This window comes from Achromobacter sp. HZ01 (assembly GCF_003267925.1).
GTDB classification, from domain to species: Bacteria; Pseudomonadota; Gammaproteobacteria; order Burkholderiales; family Burkholderiaceae_B; genus Achromobacter; species Achromobacter pulmonis_A.
The window spans coordinates 908,098-925,493 of sequence record NZ_LWKV01000002.1 but is presented as its reverse complement, the minus strand read 5'-3'; the positions used below and the strand labels follow the sequence as shown (position 1 = coordinate 925,493).

The 17,396-nt window shown below is 68.3% G+C and carries 12 protein-coding genes; 4 read left to right on the top strand and 8 right to left on the bottom strand.

The genetic code is table 11. From position 1 onward, the window contains the following. Positions 1-119 precede the first annotated feature (119 nt). The 3 genes from A6B37_RS13255 to A6B37_RS13245 are packed head-to-tail and all read right to left on the bottom strand — an operon-like array spanning position 120 to position 6,069. Positions 120-1,598: an efflux transporter outer membrane subunit gene (locus A6B37_RS13255; protein ID WP_111826019.1), complete on the bottom strand. Its 1,479-nt coding sequence runs from the start codon at positions 1,596-1,598 to the stop codon at positions 120-122. Positions 1,599-1,619: 21 nt separating this feature from the next. Beyond that, positions 1,620-4,835, bottom strand: coding sequence for a multidrug efflux RND transporter permease subunit (locus A6B37_RS13250; RefSeq protein ID WP_102773359.1), 3,216 nt, complete (start codon positions 4,833-4,835; stop codon positions 1,620-1,622). A gap of 34 nt (positions 4,836-4,869) precedes the next feature. Continuing rightward, on the bottom strand, positions 4,870-6,069 hold the full coding sequence (locus A6B37_RS13245) for an efflux RND transporter periplasmic adaptor subunit (protein ID WP_111826018.1): 1,200 nt from the start codon (positions 6,067-6,069) through the stop codon (positions 4,870-4,872). Between the two features lie 396 nt (positions 6,070-6,465). On the opposite strand from A6B37_RS13245, the gene A6B37_RS13240 reads away from it, so the two are divergent. The 4 genes from A6B37_RS13240 (at position 6,466) to A6B37_RS13225 (ending at position 10,584) form a co-directional block, all read left to right on the top strand. Beyond that, positions 6,466-7,521, top strand: a complete 1,056-nt coding sequence (locus A6B37_RS13240; protein WP_102773537.1) for a LysR family transcriptional regulator — start codon at positions 6,466-6,468, stop codon at positions 7,519-7,521. A gap of 150 nt (positions 7,522-7,671) precedes the next feature. Then, positions 7,672-8,760, top strand: a complete 1,089-nt coding sequence (locus tag A6B37_RS13235) for an AI-2E family transporter (RefSeq protein WP_102773361.1) — start codon at positions 7,672-7,674, stop codon at positions 8,758-8,760. 94 nt (positions 8,761-8,854) lie between these two features. Then, positions 8,855-9,631 carry a phytanoyl-CoA dioxygenase family protein gene (locus A6B37_RS13230; RefSeq protein ID WP_111826017.1) on the top strand — a complete coding sequence of 259 codons (777 nt, stop codon included), beginning with the start codon at positions 8,855-8,857 and terminating at the stop codon, positions 9,629-9,631. A 125-nt stretch (positions 9,632-9,756) separates the two neighbouring features. Further along, positions 9,757-10,584 (top strand): IclR family transcriptional regulator C-terminal domain-containing protein, encoded by an 828-nt coding sequence (locus tag A6B37_RS13225; RefSeq protein WP_102773363.1) that lies wholly within the window; start codon positions 9,757-9,759, stop codon positions 10,582-10,584. Positions 10,585-10,939: 355 nt separating this feature from the next. Here the strand turns inward: A6B37_RS13225 and dapA are convergent, their stop codons facing one another. The 5 genes from dapA to A6B37_RS13200 are packed head-to-tail and all read right to left on the bottom strand — an operon-like array spanning position 10,940 to position 17,308. Beyond that, on the bottom strand, positions 10,940-11,848 hold the full coding sequence (gene dapA / locus A6B37_RS13220) for a 4-hydroxy-tetrahydrodipicolinate synthase (protein WP_111826016.1): 909 nt from the start codon (positions 11,846-11,848) through the stop codon (positions 10,940-10,942). 33 nt (positions 11,849-11,881) lie between these two features. Next, complete coding sequence (locus tag A6B37_RS13215) at positions 11,882-13,657, bottom strand: ABC transporter permease subunit (RefSeq protein WP_111826015.1); 1,776 nt, start codon at positions 13,655-13,657, stop codon at positions 11,882-11,884. A gap of 4 nt (positions 13,658-13,661) precedes the next feature. Then, a complete protein-coding gene (locus A6B37_RS13210; protein ID WP_102773366.1) occupies positions 13,662-14,750 on the bottom strand; it encodes an ABC transporter ATP-binding protein in 1,089 nt (362 codons plus the stop codon). A 20-nt stretch (positions 14,751-14,770) separates the two neighbouring features. Next, on the bottom strand, positions 14,771-15,853 hold the full coding sequence (locus tag A6B37_RS13205) for an ABC transporter substrate-binding protein (RefSeq protein WP_102773367.1): 1,083 nt from the start codon (positions 15,851-15,853) through the stop codon (positions 14,771-14,773). 27 nt (positions 15,854-15,880) lie between these two features. After that, positions 15,881-17,308, bottom strand: coding sequence for an FAD-binding oxidoreductase (locus tag A6B37_RS13200; RefSeq protein ID WP_111826014.1), 1,428 nt, complete (start codon positions 17,306-17,308; stop codon positions 15,881-15,883). Positions 17,309-17,396 lie beyond the last annotated feature (88 nt).

Below are 17,396 nucleotides of genomic sequence, written 5' to 3'. Positions count from 1 at the left end.
TAGCCGGGTCACAGCCAGGCGATGACGAATCGGTCGGATAAAGGTGCTTGCTAAAAAAGACCTGGATCGTCTTGCCAAAAAGGGACTGCTGGTTTTCGACCCGGACCGACCGCTCGCGCCTACTTCGCCGCCACCTGCTCCGGCGGCACGGGGTTGTCCCAGCCGCCGCCGATGGCGCGGATCAGGCCTACCGCCGAGCGCGCCTGTTCGCCGCTGAGCTGCACCGCCACGCGCTGTTGCAGCAGCACGCTGCGGTCGGCTTCGATCACGTCGAGGTAGCTGATGGAGCCTTCGCGGTACTGGGTGTGCGAGAGCCGGGCGGCGCGCGCGGCGGATTCGACGGCGGCGTCCTGGGCGCGGGTCTGGTCGGCCAGGATGCGCAGGTTGGCCAGGTTGTCTTCCACTTCGCGGAAGGCGTTGAGCACGGTCTGGCGATAGCTGGCGACGTCTTCCTCGTAGACGGCGCGGGCGCGGTCCAGGCCGGCCTGGCGGCGTCCGCCGTCGAAGATCGGCATGGACAGCGCGGCGCCGACCAGCGGGCCGAGCAGGAAGGTGCGGCTGGACCACTGGAAGAGGTTGCCCAGTTCCGAGGACTCATAGCCGAAGGCGCCGGTGATGTCCAGGCGCGGGAAGAACGCCGACTTGGCCGCGCCGACGCGGGCGTTGGCGGCCGCCATCGCGCGTTCGGCGGCGGCGATGTCGGGGCGCCGCTCAAGCAGGGCCGACGGCAGGCCGGCCGGGATGGACAGCGCCACTTTCTGGATCGGCTGCGGCGGCATGGTGAATTCCGACGGCGCGCGGCCCAGCAGCACCGCCAGCGCATGCTCGGACGCGGCGCGGCGGCGTTCGATGCCGAGCGCTTCCGATTGCGCGCTGGCCAGTTCGGTCTTGGCGCGGGCCAGGTCCAGTTCGCTGATGTCGCCGGCGTCGTAGCGGCGCTGGATCAGTTGCAGCGTGTCCATGCGCAGCTTGACGGTCTGGCGGTAGAGCTGCGATTCGGCGTCCTGTTCGCGCACCAGGAAGTAGGTGGTGGCGACGTCGGCCTGCAGCGCCAGCAGCACCGAGCGGTACAGCGCTTCGCTTTGCTGGGCGTCGGCGCTGGCGGCGTCGTAGGTCGAGGCCACGCGGCCGAACAGGTCGGCCTCGTAAGAGACCATGCCCTGGGCGCGCCAGGTGGTCACCGGACTGGTGTCGGCGCCGTCGGGCAGGCCTTGCGAGACGGCCGAGGGACGCTGGCGGTTGGGGCCGAAGGCGGCGTCCAGCGTGGGGAAAAAGCCCGAGCGGGCTTCGCGCTGCAGCGCGCGCGCCTGGGTCAGGCGCGCGGCGGCGGCCTGCAGGTTCTGGTTGGCGCGCTGGGCTTCTTCTTCCAGCTGGTTCAGGCCTTCGTCGTTGAATACCTTCCACCAGGCGCCGCGCAGCGCCTCTTCCGAGGGCTCGGCGGGTTTCCAGGTGCCGGCCTCGGAGGCGGGCAGGGCGGCTTCCTTGTAGGCCGCGGGCACCGCGGCCGAGGGCCGCTCGTAGGTCGGGCCCACCGCGCAGCCGGCCAGCGCGAGCAGGAGGGCAAGCAGGGCGGAACCGCGGGTCAGTCTTTGGATCATGATGGCTAATCTCTTGAGAACTCAGGCGTGGGGCTGCGGAGCGGGCGGCGCTTGCGGGTCCAGGTGCGGCACGCAGACGGGGGCCTCGTGCGGCGCGGCCGAGTGCAGCGGCTTGCCGCCCAGCGTGCGCAGCAGCACGTAGAACACCGGCGTCAGGAACAGGCCGAACAGCGTCACGCCCAGCATGCCGAAGAACACCGCGACGCCCATGGCGTGGCGCATCTCCGAGCCGGCGCCGGAGGACAGCACCAGCGGCACCACGCCCATGATGAACGCGATGGAGGTCATCAGGATGGGGCGCAGGCGCAGCCGGCTGGCCTCGATGGCGGCTTCCAGCGGACCGCGGCCGTTCATCTCCAGTTCGCGCGCGAATTCCACGATCAGGATCGCGTTCTTGGCCGACAGCCCCACCAGCACCATCAGGCCGATCTGCGTGAAGATGTTGTTGTCGTTGCCGGTCAGGTAGACGCCGGTCAGCGCGGCCAGGATGCTCATGGGCACGATCAGGATCACGGCCAGCGGCAGCGTCAGGCTTTCGTACAGCGCGGCCAGCACCAGGAACACCAGCAGCACGCTGATCGGGAACACCCACAGGCCGGCGTTGCCCGCCAGGATCTGCTGGTAGGTCAGGTCGGTCCATTCCATCTTCATGCCGCGCGGCAGGGTCTCGGCGGCCACGCGCTCGGCCGCGGCCTGCGCCTGGTCGGACGAGTAGCCGGGCGCCGGGCCGCCGTTGATGTCGGCGGCGGTGTAGCCGTTGTAGCGCACCACCATTTCGGGGCCGAAGGTCTGCTTGACCGTGACCAGCGACGAGAGCGGCACCATGTCGCCGGCGTTGTTGCGGGTCTTGAGCTGCAGGATGTCGTCGGCGTGCGCGCGGAACGGCGCGTCGGCCTGCGCGCGCACCTGGAACACGCGCCCGAAGCGGTTGAAGTCGTTGACGTACATCGAGCCCAGGTAGATCTGCATGGTGTCGAACACTTCGGTCACGGGCACGCCCAGCTGCTTGGCCTTGACGCGGTCCAGGTCCACGTCGAGCTGCGGCACGTTAATCTCGTAGCTGGAGAAGGCCGGGCCGAGCTCGGGCGTCTGGCGCGCCTTGGCCAGGAAGGCGGCCTTGGCGCGGTCCAATTCGGCGTAGCCGGCGGCGCCGCGGTCCTCGATCTGGAACTTGAAGCCGCCCAGCGTGCCCAGGCCCATCACCGGCGGCGGCGGGAACACCGCGATGAAGGAGTCCTGGATGGCCGCGAACTTCTGGTTCAGCGAGGCCGCGATCGCGTCGCCCGACAGCGCGGCGCTCTTGCGCTCGTTGAAGGGCTTGAGCATCACGAACACGATGCCGGCGCTGGAGCTGTTGGTGAAGCCGTTGATCGACAGGCCGGGAAAGGCGATCGCGCTCTGCACGCCGGGCTCTTTCAGGGCGATGTCGCTCATGCGCCGGATCACCGCGTCGGTGCGGTCCAGCGAGGCGCCGTTGGGCAGCTGCGTGAAGCCGATCAGGTACTGCTTGTCCTGCGCGGGCACGAAGCCGCCCGGCACCAGGTACGAGACGCCGATGGTGGCGGCCACCAGCACGGCGTACACGCCCATCGCGCCGGCCTTGCGCCGGATCACGCCGGCCACGCCGGTGCCGTAGGATTCGGAGGCGCGGCCGAACATGCGGTTGAACCAGTCGAAGAAGCGGCCGAACACGCGGTTCATGCCGCGGGTCAGCCAGTCGGGCTTCTCGTGGTGGCCCTTGAGCAGGATGGCCGACAGCGCCGGCGACAGCGTCAGCGAGTTGAAGGCCGAGATCACCGTCGAGATGGCGATGGTCATGGCGAACTGCTTGTAGAACTGCCCGGTCAGGCCGGTCATGAAGGCCAGCGGCACGAACACCGCGCACAGCGTCAGCGCGATGGCGATGATGGGCCCGCTGACTTCGCGCATGGCGCGGTAGGTCGCCTCGCGCGGCGTGAGCCCGGCCGCGATGTTGCGCTCCACGTTCTCGACCACCACGATGGCGTCGTCGACCACGATGCCGATGGCCAGCACCATGCCGAACAGCGACAGCGCGTTGATCGAGTAGCCGAAGATCAGCAGCAGCGCGAAGGTGCCGACGATGGAGACCGGCACGGCCAGCAGCGGGATGATGGAGGCGCGCCAGGTCTGCAGGAACAGGATCACAACCAGCACCACCAGCGCGATGGCTTCGAGCAGGGTGTGCACCACCGCCTCGATGCTGGCGCTGACGAACTGGGTGGGGTCGTATTCGATGCGGTATTCCACGCCCGGCGGGAAGTCCTGGGCCAGCTCGGCCATGGCCGCGCGCACCTTGGTGGAGACGTCCAGCGCGTTGGCGCCGGGCGACTGCATGATGCCCATGCCGACGGCCTGCTTGTTGTCCAGCAGCGAGCGCAGGCCGTATTCCTGGGCGTCCAGCTCCACGCGGGCGACGTCGGACAGGTAGGTCACGGCGCCGTCCGGCGAGGTCTTCAGGATGATGTCGCGGAATTCGTCCTCGGTCTGCAGGCGGCCGCGCGCATTGACGTTGAGCTGCAGCGGCACGTCGCCCAGCGTGGGCGAGGCGCCGATCACGCCGGCGGCGACCTGCACGTTCTGTTCGCGGATGGCGGCCACCACCTCGCCGGCGGTCATGCCGCGCTGGGCCACCTTCTGCGGGTCCAGCCAGACGCGCATGGAGTAGTTGCCCGAGCCCCACACCGTCACTTCGCCCACGCCCGAGATGCGGGCCAGGCGGTCCTTGACGTTCAGGATCGCGTAGTTGCGCAGATAGGTGATGTCATAGCGGTCGTTGGGCGAGATCAGGTGCACCACCAGCGTCAGCGTGGGCGAGCTCTTGGCCGTGGTGACGCCCAGGCGCTGCACGTCCGGCGGCAGGCGCGGCAGCGCCTGCGACACGCGGTTCTGCACCAGTTGCTGGGCCTTGTCGGGATCGACGCCCAGCTTGAAGTTGACCGTCAGCGTCAGGTTGCCGTCGCTGTTGGCCTGCGACTGCATGTACAGCATGTCCTCGACGCCGTTGATGGATTCCTCCAGCGGCGAGGCGACGGTCTCGGCGATGACCTTGGGGTTGGCGCCGGGGTACTGCGCGCGCACCACGACCGACGGCGGCACCACTTCCGGATACTCGGAGATGGGCAGCTGGAACATGGCCAGCAGGCCCGCCAGCAGCACCAGGACGGACAGCACGCCGGCGAAGATCGGCCGGTCGATGAAGAATTTCGAGATATTCATGGACGTTCTCGTTGCGCCTGATGGTTCGGGCCGCTTACTGGCGGGCGGCCGAGGCGGTGGCGACCGGCTTGCGCTGGGCCACGTTCATGGGGACGACGGTGGGGGTGACGGCGTCGCCCGGGCGGATGCGCTGCAGGCCGTTGACGACGATGCGCTCGCCGGCGGCCAGGCCGGAATCGACCACGCGCAGGCCGTCCTGGTTGGCACCCAGCCTGACCTGGCGGTAGACGGCGTGGTTCTTGTCGTCGAGCACCAGCACGTAGCGCTTGTCCTGGTCGGTGCCGATGGCGCGTTCGTCGATCAGCACGGCCTCGCGCGGTTCGCTGCCGCCCAGGCGCACGCGGGCGTACAGCCCCGGCAGCAGCGAGCCGTCGGCGTTGTCGAACTCGGCGCGCACGCGGATGGTGCCGGAGGTGGCGTCCAGGCGGTTGTCCACCGAATGCACCACGCCGCTGCGCGAATAGCCTTCCTCGTTGGCCAGGCCCAGCTCCACGGGCACGGCGCCGCCGCCGCCGCCGTTGCGCACCGGATTCACGTAGCGCAGGAAGGTCTGCTCGTCCACGTCGAAGGAGGCGTACATCTTGGACACCGACACCAGCGTGGTCAGCGGCACCGAGGTGGCGCCGGCCGCCACCACGTTGCCCACCGTCACTTCGGCGCGCGACACGCGCCCGTCGACCGGCGCCTCGATGCGGGTGTAGCCCAGGTTCAGCCTGGCGTAGTCCAAAGCCGCCTGCGCGCCCTGCAGATTGGCCGCGGCTTCGCGCGCGGCGTTCTGCTTTTCCTCGAAGTCGCGGCGGGCGATGGCGTTGTCGGCCAGCAGCCGCTGGCCGCGCGCCAGTTCGCTGGCCGTGTAGGAGACGCGGGCCTTGGCGGCGGTCAGGGCGGCGGCGGCGCGGTTGACTTCGGCCTCGTAGGGGCGCGGGTCGATCGTGAACAGCACGTCGCCCTTCTTGACGATGCTGCCGTCCTGGAAGTGCACGGCGGTCAGCGTGCCGGACACCAGCGGGCGGATGTCGACGCGGTCGATGGCTTCGAGCCGGCCGGAATAGCGCTGCCAGTCCACGATGGTCTTGTTGACGACCTCGGCCACCTCCACCGGCGTGGCCGTGGGAGCGGCCTGGGCCTGGGCGGCGTTGGCCCCCGCGGGGGCGCGGAACAGGGCATAACCGCCGCCGGCCGCGATGACGGCTGCGAAAACGGCGAGCACAGCAATACGATGACGCGAAAGCATGGTGTTTCCTCAAGTGGTATCGGGGCGGAGTGCCTGCCGGGCGCCTGCGGAACGGGAGGCGGCTTGCGGCGTTCCCTGGGCAATGCCGCCCCTCGGGAGCCGGTAGTCATGCTGCGGTGCAGCATGAGACGCTGTCGCGTCTTCCAGGCAGTGGCGCCCGGGGAAGGGCGGTCATTGCGATGGCCGGAAACTGAGGAGCGACATGCCCTTACGGGGTGCCGGGCGGGGGAGCCGGGCGGCAAGGGCACTTCAAGATGGTTTGCATTCTGAGTGTTTTGCGACAGCGGATAAACCCGTATGTTTCGGCAACACTAGTCGGCATAAACGACTAATCGGCGGCGAAATCGGGTTATGCTGCACGCACCCCCTTTTGTCTATCCCAAGGACACCGTCGCCATGGATCGCTTTCAGGCTATGCAGGTGTTTGTGCGCGTCGTGGACGCCAACAGCTTCACCCGGGCGGCCGACAGCCTCTCGCTCCCGCGCACCACCGTCACCACCATCATCCAGAACCTCGAACGCCTGCTGGGCGTGCGCCTGCTCAACCGCACCACGCGCCGTATCGGCCTGACGCCGGACGGCGCCGGCTATTACCAGCATTGCGTGCGCATCCTGGCCGACGTGGAAGAAACCGAGGCCTGTTTCCAGGAAGCGGCGCTGCGCCTGAAGGGCCGGCTGCGCATCGACGTGCCCACGGCCATCGGGCGGCTCATCCTGATTCCCGCATTGTGCGATTTCCACGACAAGTACCCCGACGTGGAGCTGGTGCTGGGCCTGAGCGACCGGCCGGTCGACATGGTGCAGGAGGCCGTGGACTGCGTGATCCGCGGCGGCGAGCTGGAAGACTCCAGCCTGGTGGCGCGCCGCATCGGTTCGCTGCAGACCGTCACCTGCGCCGCGCCCGCCTACGTGGCGCGCCACGGCCTGCCGCAGACCATCGAAGCCCTGCGCGACCACCAGGCGGTGCACTACTTCTCCAGCCGCACCGGACGCAACTGCGCCTGGGACTTCAACGTGGACGGCAAGCACCAGGAAGTCGACATGAAGGGCGTGGTGGCCGTGAACGAATCCGGCGCCTACCTGGATTGCGGGCTCAAGGGCTTCGGCCTGATCCAGGTGCCGCGCTTCATGGCGCTGCCGCACCTGCAGGCGGGCGAACTGATCGAGGTGCTGCCCCAATGGAAACCCAGCGCCACGGCGATTTCGGTGCTGTATCCGCAAAGCCGCCAGCTCTCGCCCAAGGTGCGCGCGTTTTCCGACTGGGTGGCGGAACTGTTCGCCGGCTGCCCGCTGCTGAGCGGCCGCGACGAAAACGATCCCGCCGCCGCCCACTGCGGCATCTATGCGCGCGGCCAGGCCTCGCAGGCCATCGCCGCCATGGGCGCGCCCCTGCCGGCCACGCCGGCGCGCCGCCGCAGCGCGCGCGAGGAAGCGGCGGAATACGCCCTGTAAACGCGGGCGCGGGGCGGCGCCGCAGGCCGGTTCCGCCCCGGTATGCACGGGTAACCCCGTAGTAAATACAGGCCTTGTGTCCCTCGTATCGCACGAAACGTCTGTATAGTCCGACAGTCTGAGCCTTACAACTTACTGTCGATCCGCTCCATGCAGCCCGTACTTCCCGCCTACCTGATCGCCCGTTGGCTTTTGCTGCTCGTGTTGTTGGCGGGGGTGTATTTCCTTAGCGGCTTCCTGGTGCCGGCGCTGGCGGCGCTGATCATAGGCCTGGCCAGCTGGCCGCTGTACCAGCGGCTGGTGGCGCGCTGCGGCGGACGCACCACGCTGGCCGCCTCGCTGGCGCTGCTGATGGTGGTGGTGGTGCTGATCGTGCCGATGTCGCTGGCGCTGTCCTACGCCATCAAGGAAGCCAGCGCCTTCTTCGCCTGGGCCATCGCGGCCAACCGGCATGGCGTGGCGGTGCCCGCCTGGATCACTTCGATGCCGGTGGTGGGCGAACGCCTGGGCCAGTACTGGACGACCTATATCGGCGAGCCCCACGCGCTGGGCGCGCTGGTCGAGGCCGTCAGCGGCGAGCACCTGGGCAATATCTACCGCATGATCCTGGCGGCCACGGGCAACGTGTTCCAGCTGCTGCTGACCGTGCTGTTCATGCTGATCACGCTGTTCTTCGTCTACAAGGACGGCGCCCGCATGGTGGCGCAGCTCGACGTGCTGGGCGAGCGCATCCTGCCGGCGCGCTGGCTGCGCTTTTCGCGCGTGGTGCCGGCCACCATCAACTCCACCGTCACCGGCATGGGCCTGATCGCGCTGGGCGAGGGCGTGGTGCTGGGCATCGCCTACTGGATCGCGGGCGTGCCCTCGCCGGTGCTGCTGGGCGTGGTCACCGGGTTCATGGCCCTGATTCCGGGCGGCGCGCCGCTGTCGTTCACGCTGGTGTCGCTGTACCTGGTCGGCTCGGGCCACGTGGTGGCGGGCATCGCGCTGATGGTGTGGGGCAGCGTGGAACTCTTCATCGTCGACAAGACCCTGCGTCCGCGCCTGGTGGGCGGGCCGGTCAAGCTGCCGTTCCTGCCGACCTTCTTCGGCCTGGTGGGGGGCGTGAAGACCATGGGCATCGTCGGCCTGTTCGTCGGCCCGGTGCTGATGGCCCTGCTGGTGGCCGTATGGCGCGAATGGGTGCACCATGAGGTGCAGGAGCGCGACGCGGCCCGGGTGAATCCGCCGGCGGCCTAGGACGCGGTTTTGGTAATCTAGCCGTCCCCGCGCATGCCGGCGCCTGTCCGGTACGCAGACGCCTTGCGGCTCGTGATGCGGGTTGAGGATCGACATGTCTGGATTACTGATTGATGATCAGATCGCCGTCCTGCGCGAGCAGGGCTTCGTGGTGCTGCGCGGGTTCGCCAGCCCCGAACAGGTGGCGGCGCTGCGCGCCGTGGCCGAACGCCATTTGCGCGACCACGTCGCGCCCATCGAATACGAGGCCGACCTGCGCTATCCGGGCGCGCCCGAATCGCGCGCCGCCGAGGGCGGGCTGACCGTCAGGCGGCTGCTGGGCGCCTACGCGCGCGATCCGCTGTTCGCGCGCTGGGCCACCGATCCGCGCATCGGACGATGGCTGGGGCGCTATTTCGGCGAAACGCCGGTGCTGTCCACCGTGCACCACAATTGCGTGATGACCAAGCATCCGGCCTATGGCAGCCTGACGGGCTGGCACCAGGACATCCGCTACTGGTCGTTCTCGGACACCGACCTGGTGTCCTGCTGGCTGGCGCTGGGGCCGGAAACCCGCGAGAACGGCGGGCTTTCCTTCATTCCCGGATCGCACACGGCTTCGTATGCGCCGGAGCAGTTCGACGCCCAGAAATTCTTCCGCGACGACGAGCCGCGCAACGCCGAGTGGATCGCGCGCGCGGTCTGTCCGGCGCTGCAGGCCGGCGACGTGGTGTTCTTCCATTGCCGCACGCTGCACGCCGCCCAGGGCAACCGCAGCGAGCAAGTGAAGCTGTCGGTGGTGCACACCTACCATCCGCAGTCCTGTCATCCGGTGGCCGGCACGCGTTCGGCGTCGCAGCCGGGCGTGCCCTTGGAGGACCCGGCCGGATAGGGAAACTGATTGGAATCTGCTATTAATAATTGAATTACAATTAATATTAGCGCACTGCGCATGGCCCGATCGGCCGTGCGTGATTTCTCGCGCCGCATCCCTAGAACTCGAATAGGCTGTTTCCTGTGCGCAATCAACCCCCTGCCGATACGGAAAAAACGCGGGCGGCGACCGAGACCCGGTCGTCGCTCTTCGTGGGCTCCACCGAAAAGGCCTTCCAGGTCCTGCATGCGTTCGACGGTCCGAAGCGCCATATGACGCTGGCCGACATCGCCCGCGCGTCGGGCCTGGACCGCAGCGCGACGCAGCGCCTGGTCTATACGCTGGAGACGCTGGGCTATCTGCGCCGGATTCCCGACACGCGCAATTACGGGCTGACGCCGAAGGTGCTGCAGTTTTCGTACAACTATGTGCGCGCCAACGAGCTGATCGACAAGGCCTCGCCGTATCTGCTGGACATCAGCCGCACGCTGGGCGAGACCACCAATCTGCAGGAGCTCGACGGGCACGAGATCGTGTTCGTGGCGCGGTTTCCGGGGCACCACCTGGTGAATGTGGATATCGCGGTGGGGAGCCGGCTGCCGGCCTATTTCACGGCGTCGGGGACGGCGATCCTGTCACGACTGTCGGAAGAGCAGCGGCGGGAGATCCTGGCGCAGACCAGGCTGGAGCCGATTACGCCTTATACCGAGGTGGACCCGGAGAAGCTGCTGGAGCGGGTGCGGCGCGTGGCCGAGAAGGGGTACGCGATCATCGTGAACGAGACGGTGCTGGGGGATATTTCGGTGGCGGCGCCGGTGATCGATCATCGGGGGTTGGCGGTGGCTGCGATCAATATTGCCGTGCCTACGACCCGGTGGACGGTTGCCCGGGTGGAGGCCGAGTTGGCGCCTCATGTGCAGGTGGCGGCGACTTCTATTTCCAAGTCCAAGTTTTCGGCTTATTCGAGGTAGGTCGTTGTTGTACGGCCTTGCTGTCGGGCTTCGTAGGTCGCCCGGCGGCGCGGGCGGCGTGGCTGTTCGCGCCCGCGATTGCGGTCCGGAGCGTTCGCTCCGGACTGCCCCTTCGTCATCCTCGTCCGCCTTCGGCTCCCTACGGATTCCCTCGGGCGCAATCGAGGTTGCTCACAGCCACGCCGCCCACACCGCCGGGCTGCCGGCGTCTTGGGTCCGGCGTTTGGACCTGTGGTCGGGGGAAGAGCTTGCGGGGCCGCCCATGGCAGCCGCGCGGGCGGCTGCCATGGGCATCCGTGGTGGGTTGATTTGGGCGGGTGGTCGCGGCGCGGTGGGGTGGGGGTGACGATGGGCGTTAGGGGTTGATGCCCTCGAATTCCTTCAGCAACGGAATCAGTTCCTTGCGCAGCGCGGCCTGCAGGCCGTCGGCGGGGGGGACCAGGGGGTCCAGGACTTCGGGGGCGTTTACGCCGATCAGGTCCATGACCGACTTCATCGGGCCGGGGTTGGTCTCGGCGAAGGCCAGGTTCATCAGGGGGATCAGGCGGCGGTGCAGTGCCATCGATTCGCGGGTGTGGCCCTGGGAGGCGAGTTCGTAGACCTTGCGCCAGGCGGTGGGCAGCAGGCTGGCGGTGACGACGATGCCGCCTTTTGCGCCGGCGGCCAGGTGGACGGGAAGCAGGGTGTCTTCGCCGCTGAAGACGGCGAAGGAGTCGTCCACGCCGGCCACGGTGCGCAGGAAGTGGTACATGTCGGTGTTGCAGGCCTTCATGCCGATGATGTTCTCGTGGCGTGAAAGTTCGTGCAGCACTTCGGGGGCGATGGCGATGCGGGTGCGGTAGGGGATCTCGTAGATCATCACCGGCAGCGGCGAGGCGTCGGCGTAGCGCAGGAAGTACTCGCGGATGCCGGCCTGGGTGGGGGTGGTGTAGTAGGGAGTCAGCACCATCAGCGCGTCGGCGCCGGCGTCGGCGAATTCCTGGCCGGCCTGCAGCGCGTCGTGAAAGCCCGGGTCCAGCACCCCGGGGATCACCGGAATCCGGCCTTGTACGGCGTCCACGGTCAGCTTGCACATGCGGATGCGTTCGGCGCGGGCCAGCGCGCCGTATTCGCCGGTGCCGCCCAGCGGCACGATGCCGTCTATGCCTTGCTTGAGCAGGTAGGCGATCAGGGCCTGCGCGGCGGCGGCGTTGATGGTGTCGTCGGCGTTGACGGGGGTGGGGATGGCGGGGAAGACTCCGCGCAGTCGGGTTGCGTTCAGCATGAAACCTATCCAGTTAGGTGAAACGGGCGCGGATCAGTTGGCCAGGCTGCGGCGGCGCAGCCGGTCGGCCAGCCAGATCAGCACGGCAATGAAGATGAAAAGGCAGGTCGAGACCGCGGCGATCACGGGCGAGATCTGCAGGGTCACTTCGTCCCAGAACTGTTTGGGCAGCGTGGCGTTCAGGCCGCCGGACGCGAACAGGGCGATGGTCAGTTCGTCGAACGAGGTGGCGAAGGCGAACAGGAACGACGACATCAGGCCCGCGCCCAGGATCGGGAAGGTGACGAAGCGCAGCGTGGCCCAGGGGCTGGCGCCCAGGCTTTGCGCCGCCAGGTCCAGCCGCGTGTCGTAGTTGCGCAGCACGGCCATCATGGTGATCACCACGTAGGGCACGGCGACGACGGTGTGCGCCAGGATCAGGCCGACGGCCGACCCCACCAGGCCGACGCGGGCGAAGAAATAGAACATGCCCACGGCGATGATCATGCGCGGCACCACGATGGGCGACAGCACGAAGGCCAGCATGGCCGACTTGCCGCGCATGTTGGCGCGCACCAGCAGGAACGCGGCCGGGGTGCCGATCAGCATGGCCAGCAGGCCGGTGCCCACGCCGACGATGAGCGAACGGGTGATCGCCTGCATCCACACGGGCGAGGTGAACATCTGTTCGTACCATTGCAGCGAGAAGCCTTTGGGCGGCCAGGTCAGGCCCGAGCCGGCATCGAACGACAGCGGGATCATCAGGAAGGCCGGCGCCGACAGGAAGGCCAGCACCAGCAGCACGACCCACCACAGCGTGCGCGACTGGCCGGTGCCCGACACCGAGCGCCGCAGGCGCCTGGGCAGGAGGCCGAACAGGCGGTCCGAGACGTCGGCCAGCAGCGTCAGCGCCGCGTCGCCGGCGCGCCGGCCCAGGCCAGCCCGGCCCGAGGCGCGCACGCGGGTCGAGGCGGCGCCGGTCATGGTCGACAGGCCCAGCACCTTGTCGTAGATGGCGAACACCACCAGCACCACCACCAGCAGCAGCACCGACACCGCGCCGGCGAATTCCCAGTTCATGGTCTGCTGGACCTGGTCGATGATGATCTGGGTGATCATCGTTTCCTTGCGCCCGCCCAGCAGGGCCGGCGTGATGAAGAAGCCGATGGCGGTCACGAACACCATGATGGCGGCGGCGGCCACGCCGGGCATGGACAAGGGGAAGTAGATCTTCCAGAACGCCGTGCCGGGACGCGCGCCCAGCGTGGAAGCGGCGCGCGGCAGGTTGCGGTCGATGTTTTCCATGACGGACAGCATCGTCAGCACCGCCAGCGGCATCAGCGCGTGCACCATGCCCACCAGCACGCTGCCGAAGTTGTAGAGCAGGTTGGCCGGCGCATCCAGGATGCCCAGCGCCTGCAGCAGCTGGTTGACCACGCCGTTACGGCCCAGCAGCACCACCCAGGCGAAGGTGCGCACCAGGAAGCTGGTCCAGAAGGACAGCAGCACCCAGAACAGCAGCGAGGTCTTGCGCCGCGCCGACAGGCTGGAGATCAGGTAGGCCACGGGGTAGCCCGCGACCACCGAGAAGAACGTGGTCCACAGCGAGATCTTCAGCGTGATCAGCAGCACGTTCACGTACACGGATGAGTCGAAGAGCCGCTGGTACTGCGTCAGCGAAAAGCCCTGGTCGCCGTAGACGCTCAACAGCAGCAGCTGGCCCACCGGGTAGATGAGCAGCACCAGCAGCAGCACGACCAGCGGCGCCGCCATCAGGAAGTGGCGGCGGCCCTGGCCCATGCGCTTGCGGGGAGTGGCGAGGGTCGTCATGGGCTTACTCCGGGATGGCGACGGCGTCGGCGGCCTGCCAGCTGACCGACAACGGCTGGCCGATGGCGTACTGCTCGGCCTGCCGCTGCGTCGGATGGGCGGCGACGATGGGCGCCGCGTCGGCCACGCCCGTGTCCAGGTAGAGCTTGGTCAGGCTGCCGGTGACCATGACGTCCAGCAGCTTGCCGCCCAGGGCCGGGCCCTGGGCGCCGGCCCCGCTCACGCGCAGGTTCTGCGGGCGCAGCATCACGGTGACCTTCTGGCCGGCGCGCAGCGGCGCGCCATTGGACAGCGCGGGGCCGGTCACGCCTTGGTGTTCCAGCCTGACCGAGACGGTGTCGCCATCCGCCGATTCGACCACGCCCCGCAGCAGATTGGATTCGCCCAGGAAGTCGGCCACGAACAGGGTGCGCGGGCGGAAGTACAGGTCGGCCGGCGTGCCCAGCTGTTCGATCGCGCCGCCGTTCATCAGGCAGATGCGGTCGGACATGGTCATCGCCTCTTCCTGGTCGTGCGTCACGTAGACGATGGTCGTGCCCAGTTCGCGGTGGATGCGCTTGATCTCCAGCTGCATCTGGTCGCGCAGCTTCTTGTCCAGCGCGCCCAGCGGTTCGTCCATCAGGATGATGGCGGGGCGGTAGACCATGCAGCGCGCCAGCGCGATGCGCTGCTGCTGGCCGCCGGACAGTTCGCGCGGCAGGCGCGCCGCGACGTGCGGCAGGCGCACCATCTCCAGCGCCTCCATCGCGCGGCGGCGCGCTTCGGCCGCCGGCACCTTGCGCATCTTCAGCGGGAACGCGATGTTCTCTTCGATGCTCATGTGCGGGAACAGCGCGTAGTTCTGGAACACCATGCCGATGTCGCGTTCGTACGGCGCGCCGTAGGTCACGTCGACGCCGTCGATCAGCACCTGGCCCTCGTCGGGCTGGGCCAGGCCCGCGATCAGGCTCAGCAGGGTGGTCTTGCCGGAGCCGGACGGCCCCAGCAGCGTCAGGAATTCGCCGCGCGCGACGTCCAGGTGGGTGGGGGCCAGGGCGACGAAGTCGCCATAGCGTTTGCCCAGGCCCGAGATTTGCAGATTGGAGGAGGACATGATGTTCGACGAGGTAGGGATTACTTCAGGACCCAGCCGTTGAAGCGCTCGATGACGTCGCGCTGCTTCTCCAGCCAGTAGGCGGCGTTGATGTGCAGGCCCGTCTTGATGTTGTCGGGGTGGGTCGGGCAATTGCGCGCCACCTCGGGCTTGATGTGGTCGAAGGCGGCGGGCTGCGTGACGCCGGCCGCGAAATACTCGACCAGCGCGGCCTGGCGCTTGGGGTCCGAGGCGAACTTGATGAATTCGCGGCAGGCGTCGGCGTTGGGCGTGCCCTTGAGGATCGACCAGTTGTCGCAGCCCCAGATGTTCTGGTCCCACACGATCTCCACCGGCGCGCCGTTGGCGATGGCCGATTGCGCGCGCGACACCCAGGTGGCGATCATGTCGACCTCGCCGGAGCCCAGCATCTGCTCGACCTGGGCGCCGGTGTTCCACCACACCTCCACCGCCGGCTTGATCTTGTCCAGGCTGGCCAGGGCGCGGTCGATGTCGCAGGGGTAGACCTTGTCGGTCGGCACGCCGTCGGCCATCAGCGCTTCCTCGATGGTGTCGAACGGATGCTTGCGCAGGCCGCGGCGGCCCGGGATGTTCTTCACGTCCCAGAAGTCGGCCCACGACGCCGGCGCACGGCGGCCCTGGAACGCATCCTTGCGGTAGGCCAGCACGGTGGAATAGACGTTGTTGCCGACGCCATACGGCGACATGTACTGCTTGGGAATGCTGGCCACCACCGGGTCGGATTCCAGGCCGTGCTTTTCCAGGTAGACCTTGCCGCCTTCGGTCAGCATCAGGATGGCGGGCTGGCTGATCTTGGCCATGTCCCAGGTGTAGTTGCCGGTCTCCACCATGCTGCGGATCTGGGCGGTGGGCTCGGCGTTGGCCTGCACGCCCACCACCTGGATGCCGGTGGCCTCGGTGAACGGGCGGTAGAACACGGCGCCGTAGGCCTTGCTGTAGATGCCGCCGTCGTCGCGCACGACGATGCGCTTGGAGGCCGCGCGCGACGGCGTCCAGATCATGGGCATGGCCAGGGCGGCGGCGCCGGCGGCCACGGTCTTGAGCGCGTTGCGGCGCGAGGCGTTATGGGAGATCGGTTTCATGGAAGGCTCCTACGGATTGAGAACGGCTCAAGGCAGCAAGCGGCCGGGGTTGAAAAGCTGGGCGGGATCGAAAGCCTGTTTCACCGCGCGCATCATCGCCAGCTCCACCGGCGACTTGTAGTGCGCCATTTCGGCGAGCGAGCTGCGGCCCACGCCGTGTTCGGCGCTGAAGGTGCCGCCCAGCGCCGCGGCCACGTCGTTGACCGCGCGCCGGATGGCGGCGGCCATCGCGTCGCGGTCGGGCAGCGCGTTCCAGGCATCGAAGGTGAAAAACGGAATGAAGTGCACGTTGCCGTCGCCCAGGTGCGCCACGATCAGCACCGGCAGTCCCGGCGCCAGTTCGCGCACGGCCCGGGTGGCTTCGTCGATGAAGCGCGGCACGGCGGATACGGGCACGGCGGTGTCGGTGGTCAGGCCCACGCCGGCCTTCTTGTTGCCTTCCGACACGCTGTGGCGCACTTCCCAGAGGGCGGCGCGCTGCGCGCCGTTGGCGGCCAGCACGGCGTCGTGCAACAGGCCCTGGGACGCGGCCTGCTCCAGGATCTGCTGCAGCAGTTCCTGCAATCCGGCGTCGTCGCCGGTGTCGGACAGTTCCACCAGCACGTGCCAGGGATGGGCGCCGGGCAGCGGATTCTTGCGGCCCGGCACGTGCGCCATCACCACGTCCAGCTGGTTGCTGTCGATCATTTCGAAGGCCGACAGGCGCGAGCCGCAGGCCCGCTGGAACAGGCCCAGGATGTCCAGCGCGGCCTGCGGGCTGTCCGGCGCCAGCCAGGCCACGGCGTGCGCGCTGGGCAGCGGATGCAGCTTCAGCACGGCGGCGGTGACGATGCCCATCGTGCCTTCGGCGCCGATGAACAGGTGCTTGAGGTCATAGCCCGTGTTGTTCTTGCGCAGCGCGGTCAGGCCGTCCCAGATGGAGCCGTCGGGCAGCACCACTTCCAGCCCCAGGATGTTGTCGCGCGTGTTGCCGTAGCGCAGCACGCCGGTGCCGCCCGCGTTGGTGGCGATGGTGCCGCCGATCTGGCACGAGCCTTCCGCGCCCAGGCTGATCGGGTACAGCCGGCCTTGCGCGGCCGCCGCTTCCTGCACTGCGGCCAGCACGCAGCCGGCCTCGACTTCCATGGAATTGTTGGCCGCGTCCACGCGGCGCACGCGGCGCATGCGCGCCAGGTTCACGATCACGGGCGGGCGGCCTCCGGCAGCGGGCACGGCGCCGCCGCACAGGCTGGTGTTGCCGCCCTGGGGCAGCACCGGCGCGCCGTGCGCGTGGCACAGGCGCACCACCTCGGACACCTGCTGCGTGCTGCCGGGCAGCGCCACGCACAGCGCCGGGCCCTTGTAGCGGCCGCGCCAGTCTTCGGTGTAGCCGGCCATGTCGGCTTCGCTGTGGAGGATGGCGTCCGCGCCCAGGGCCTGGGTCAGCGCGTCTAGCAGGGTGTTGCCGTTGGTCATGTCTGTGGTCCCGATGGGCGCTGGAGTCCCAGCGCGTTCGGGCACAGCATACGATTACTTAAATTGCTTTTCGATTTAAATAATCGAA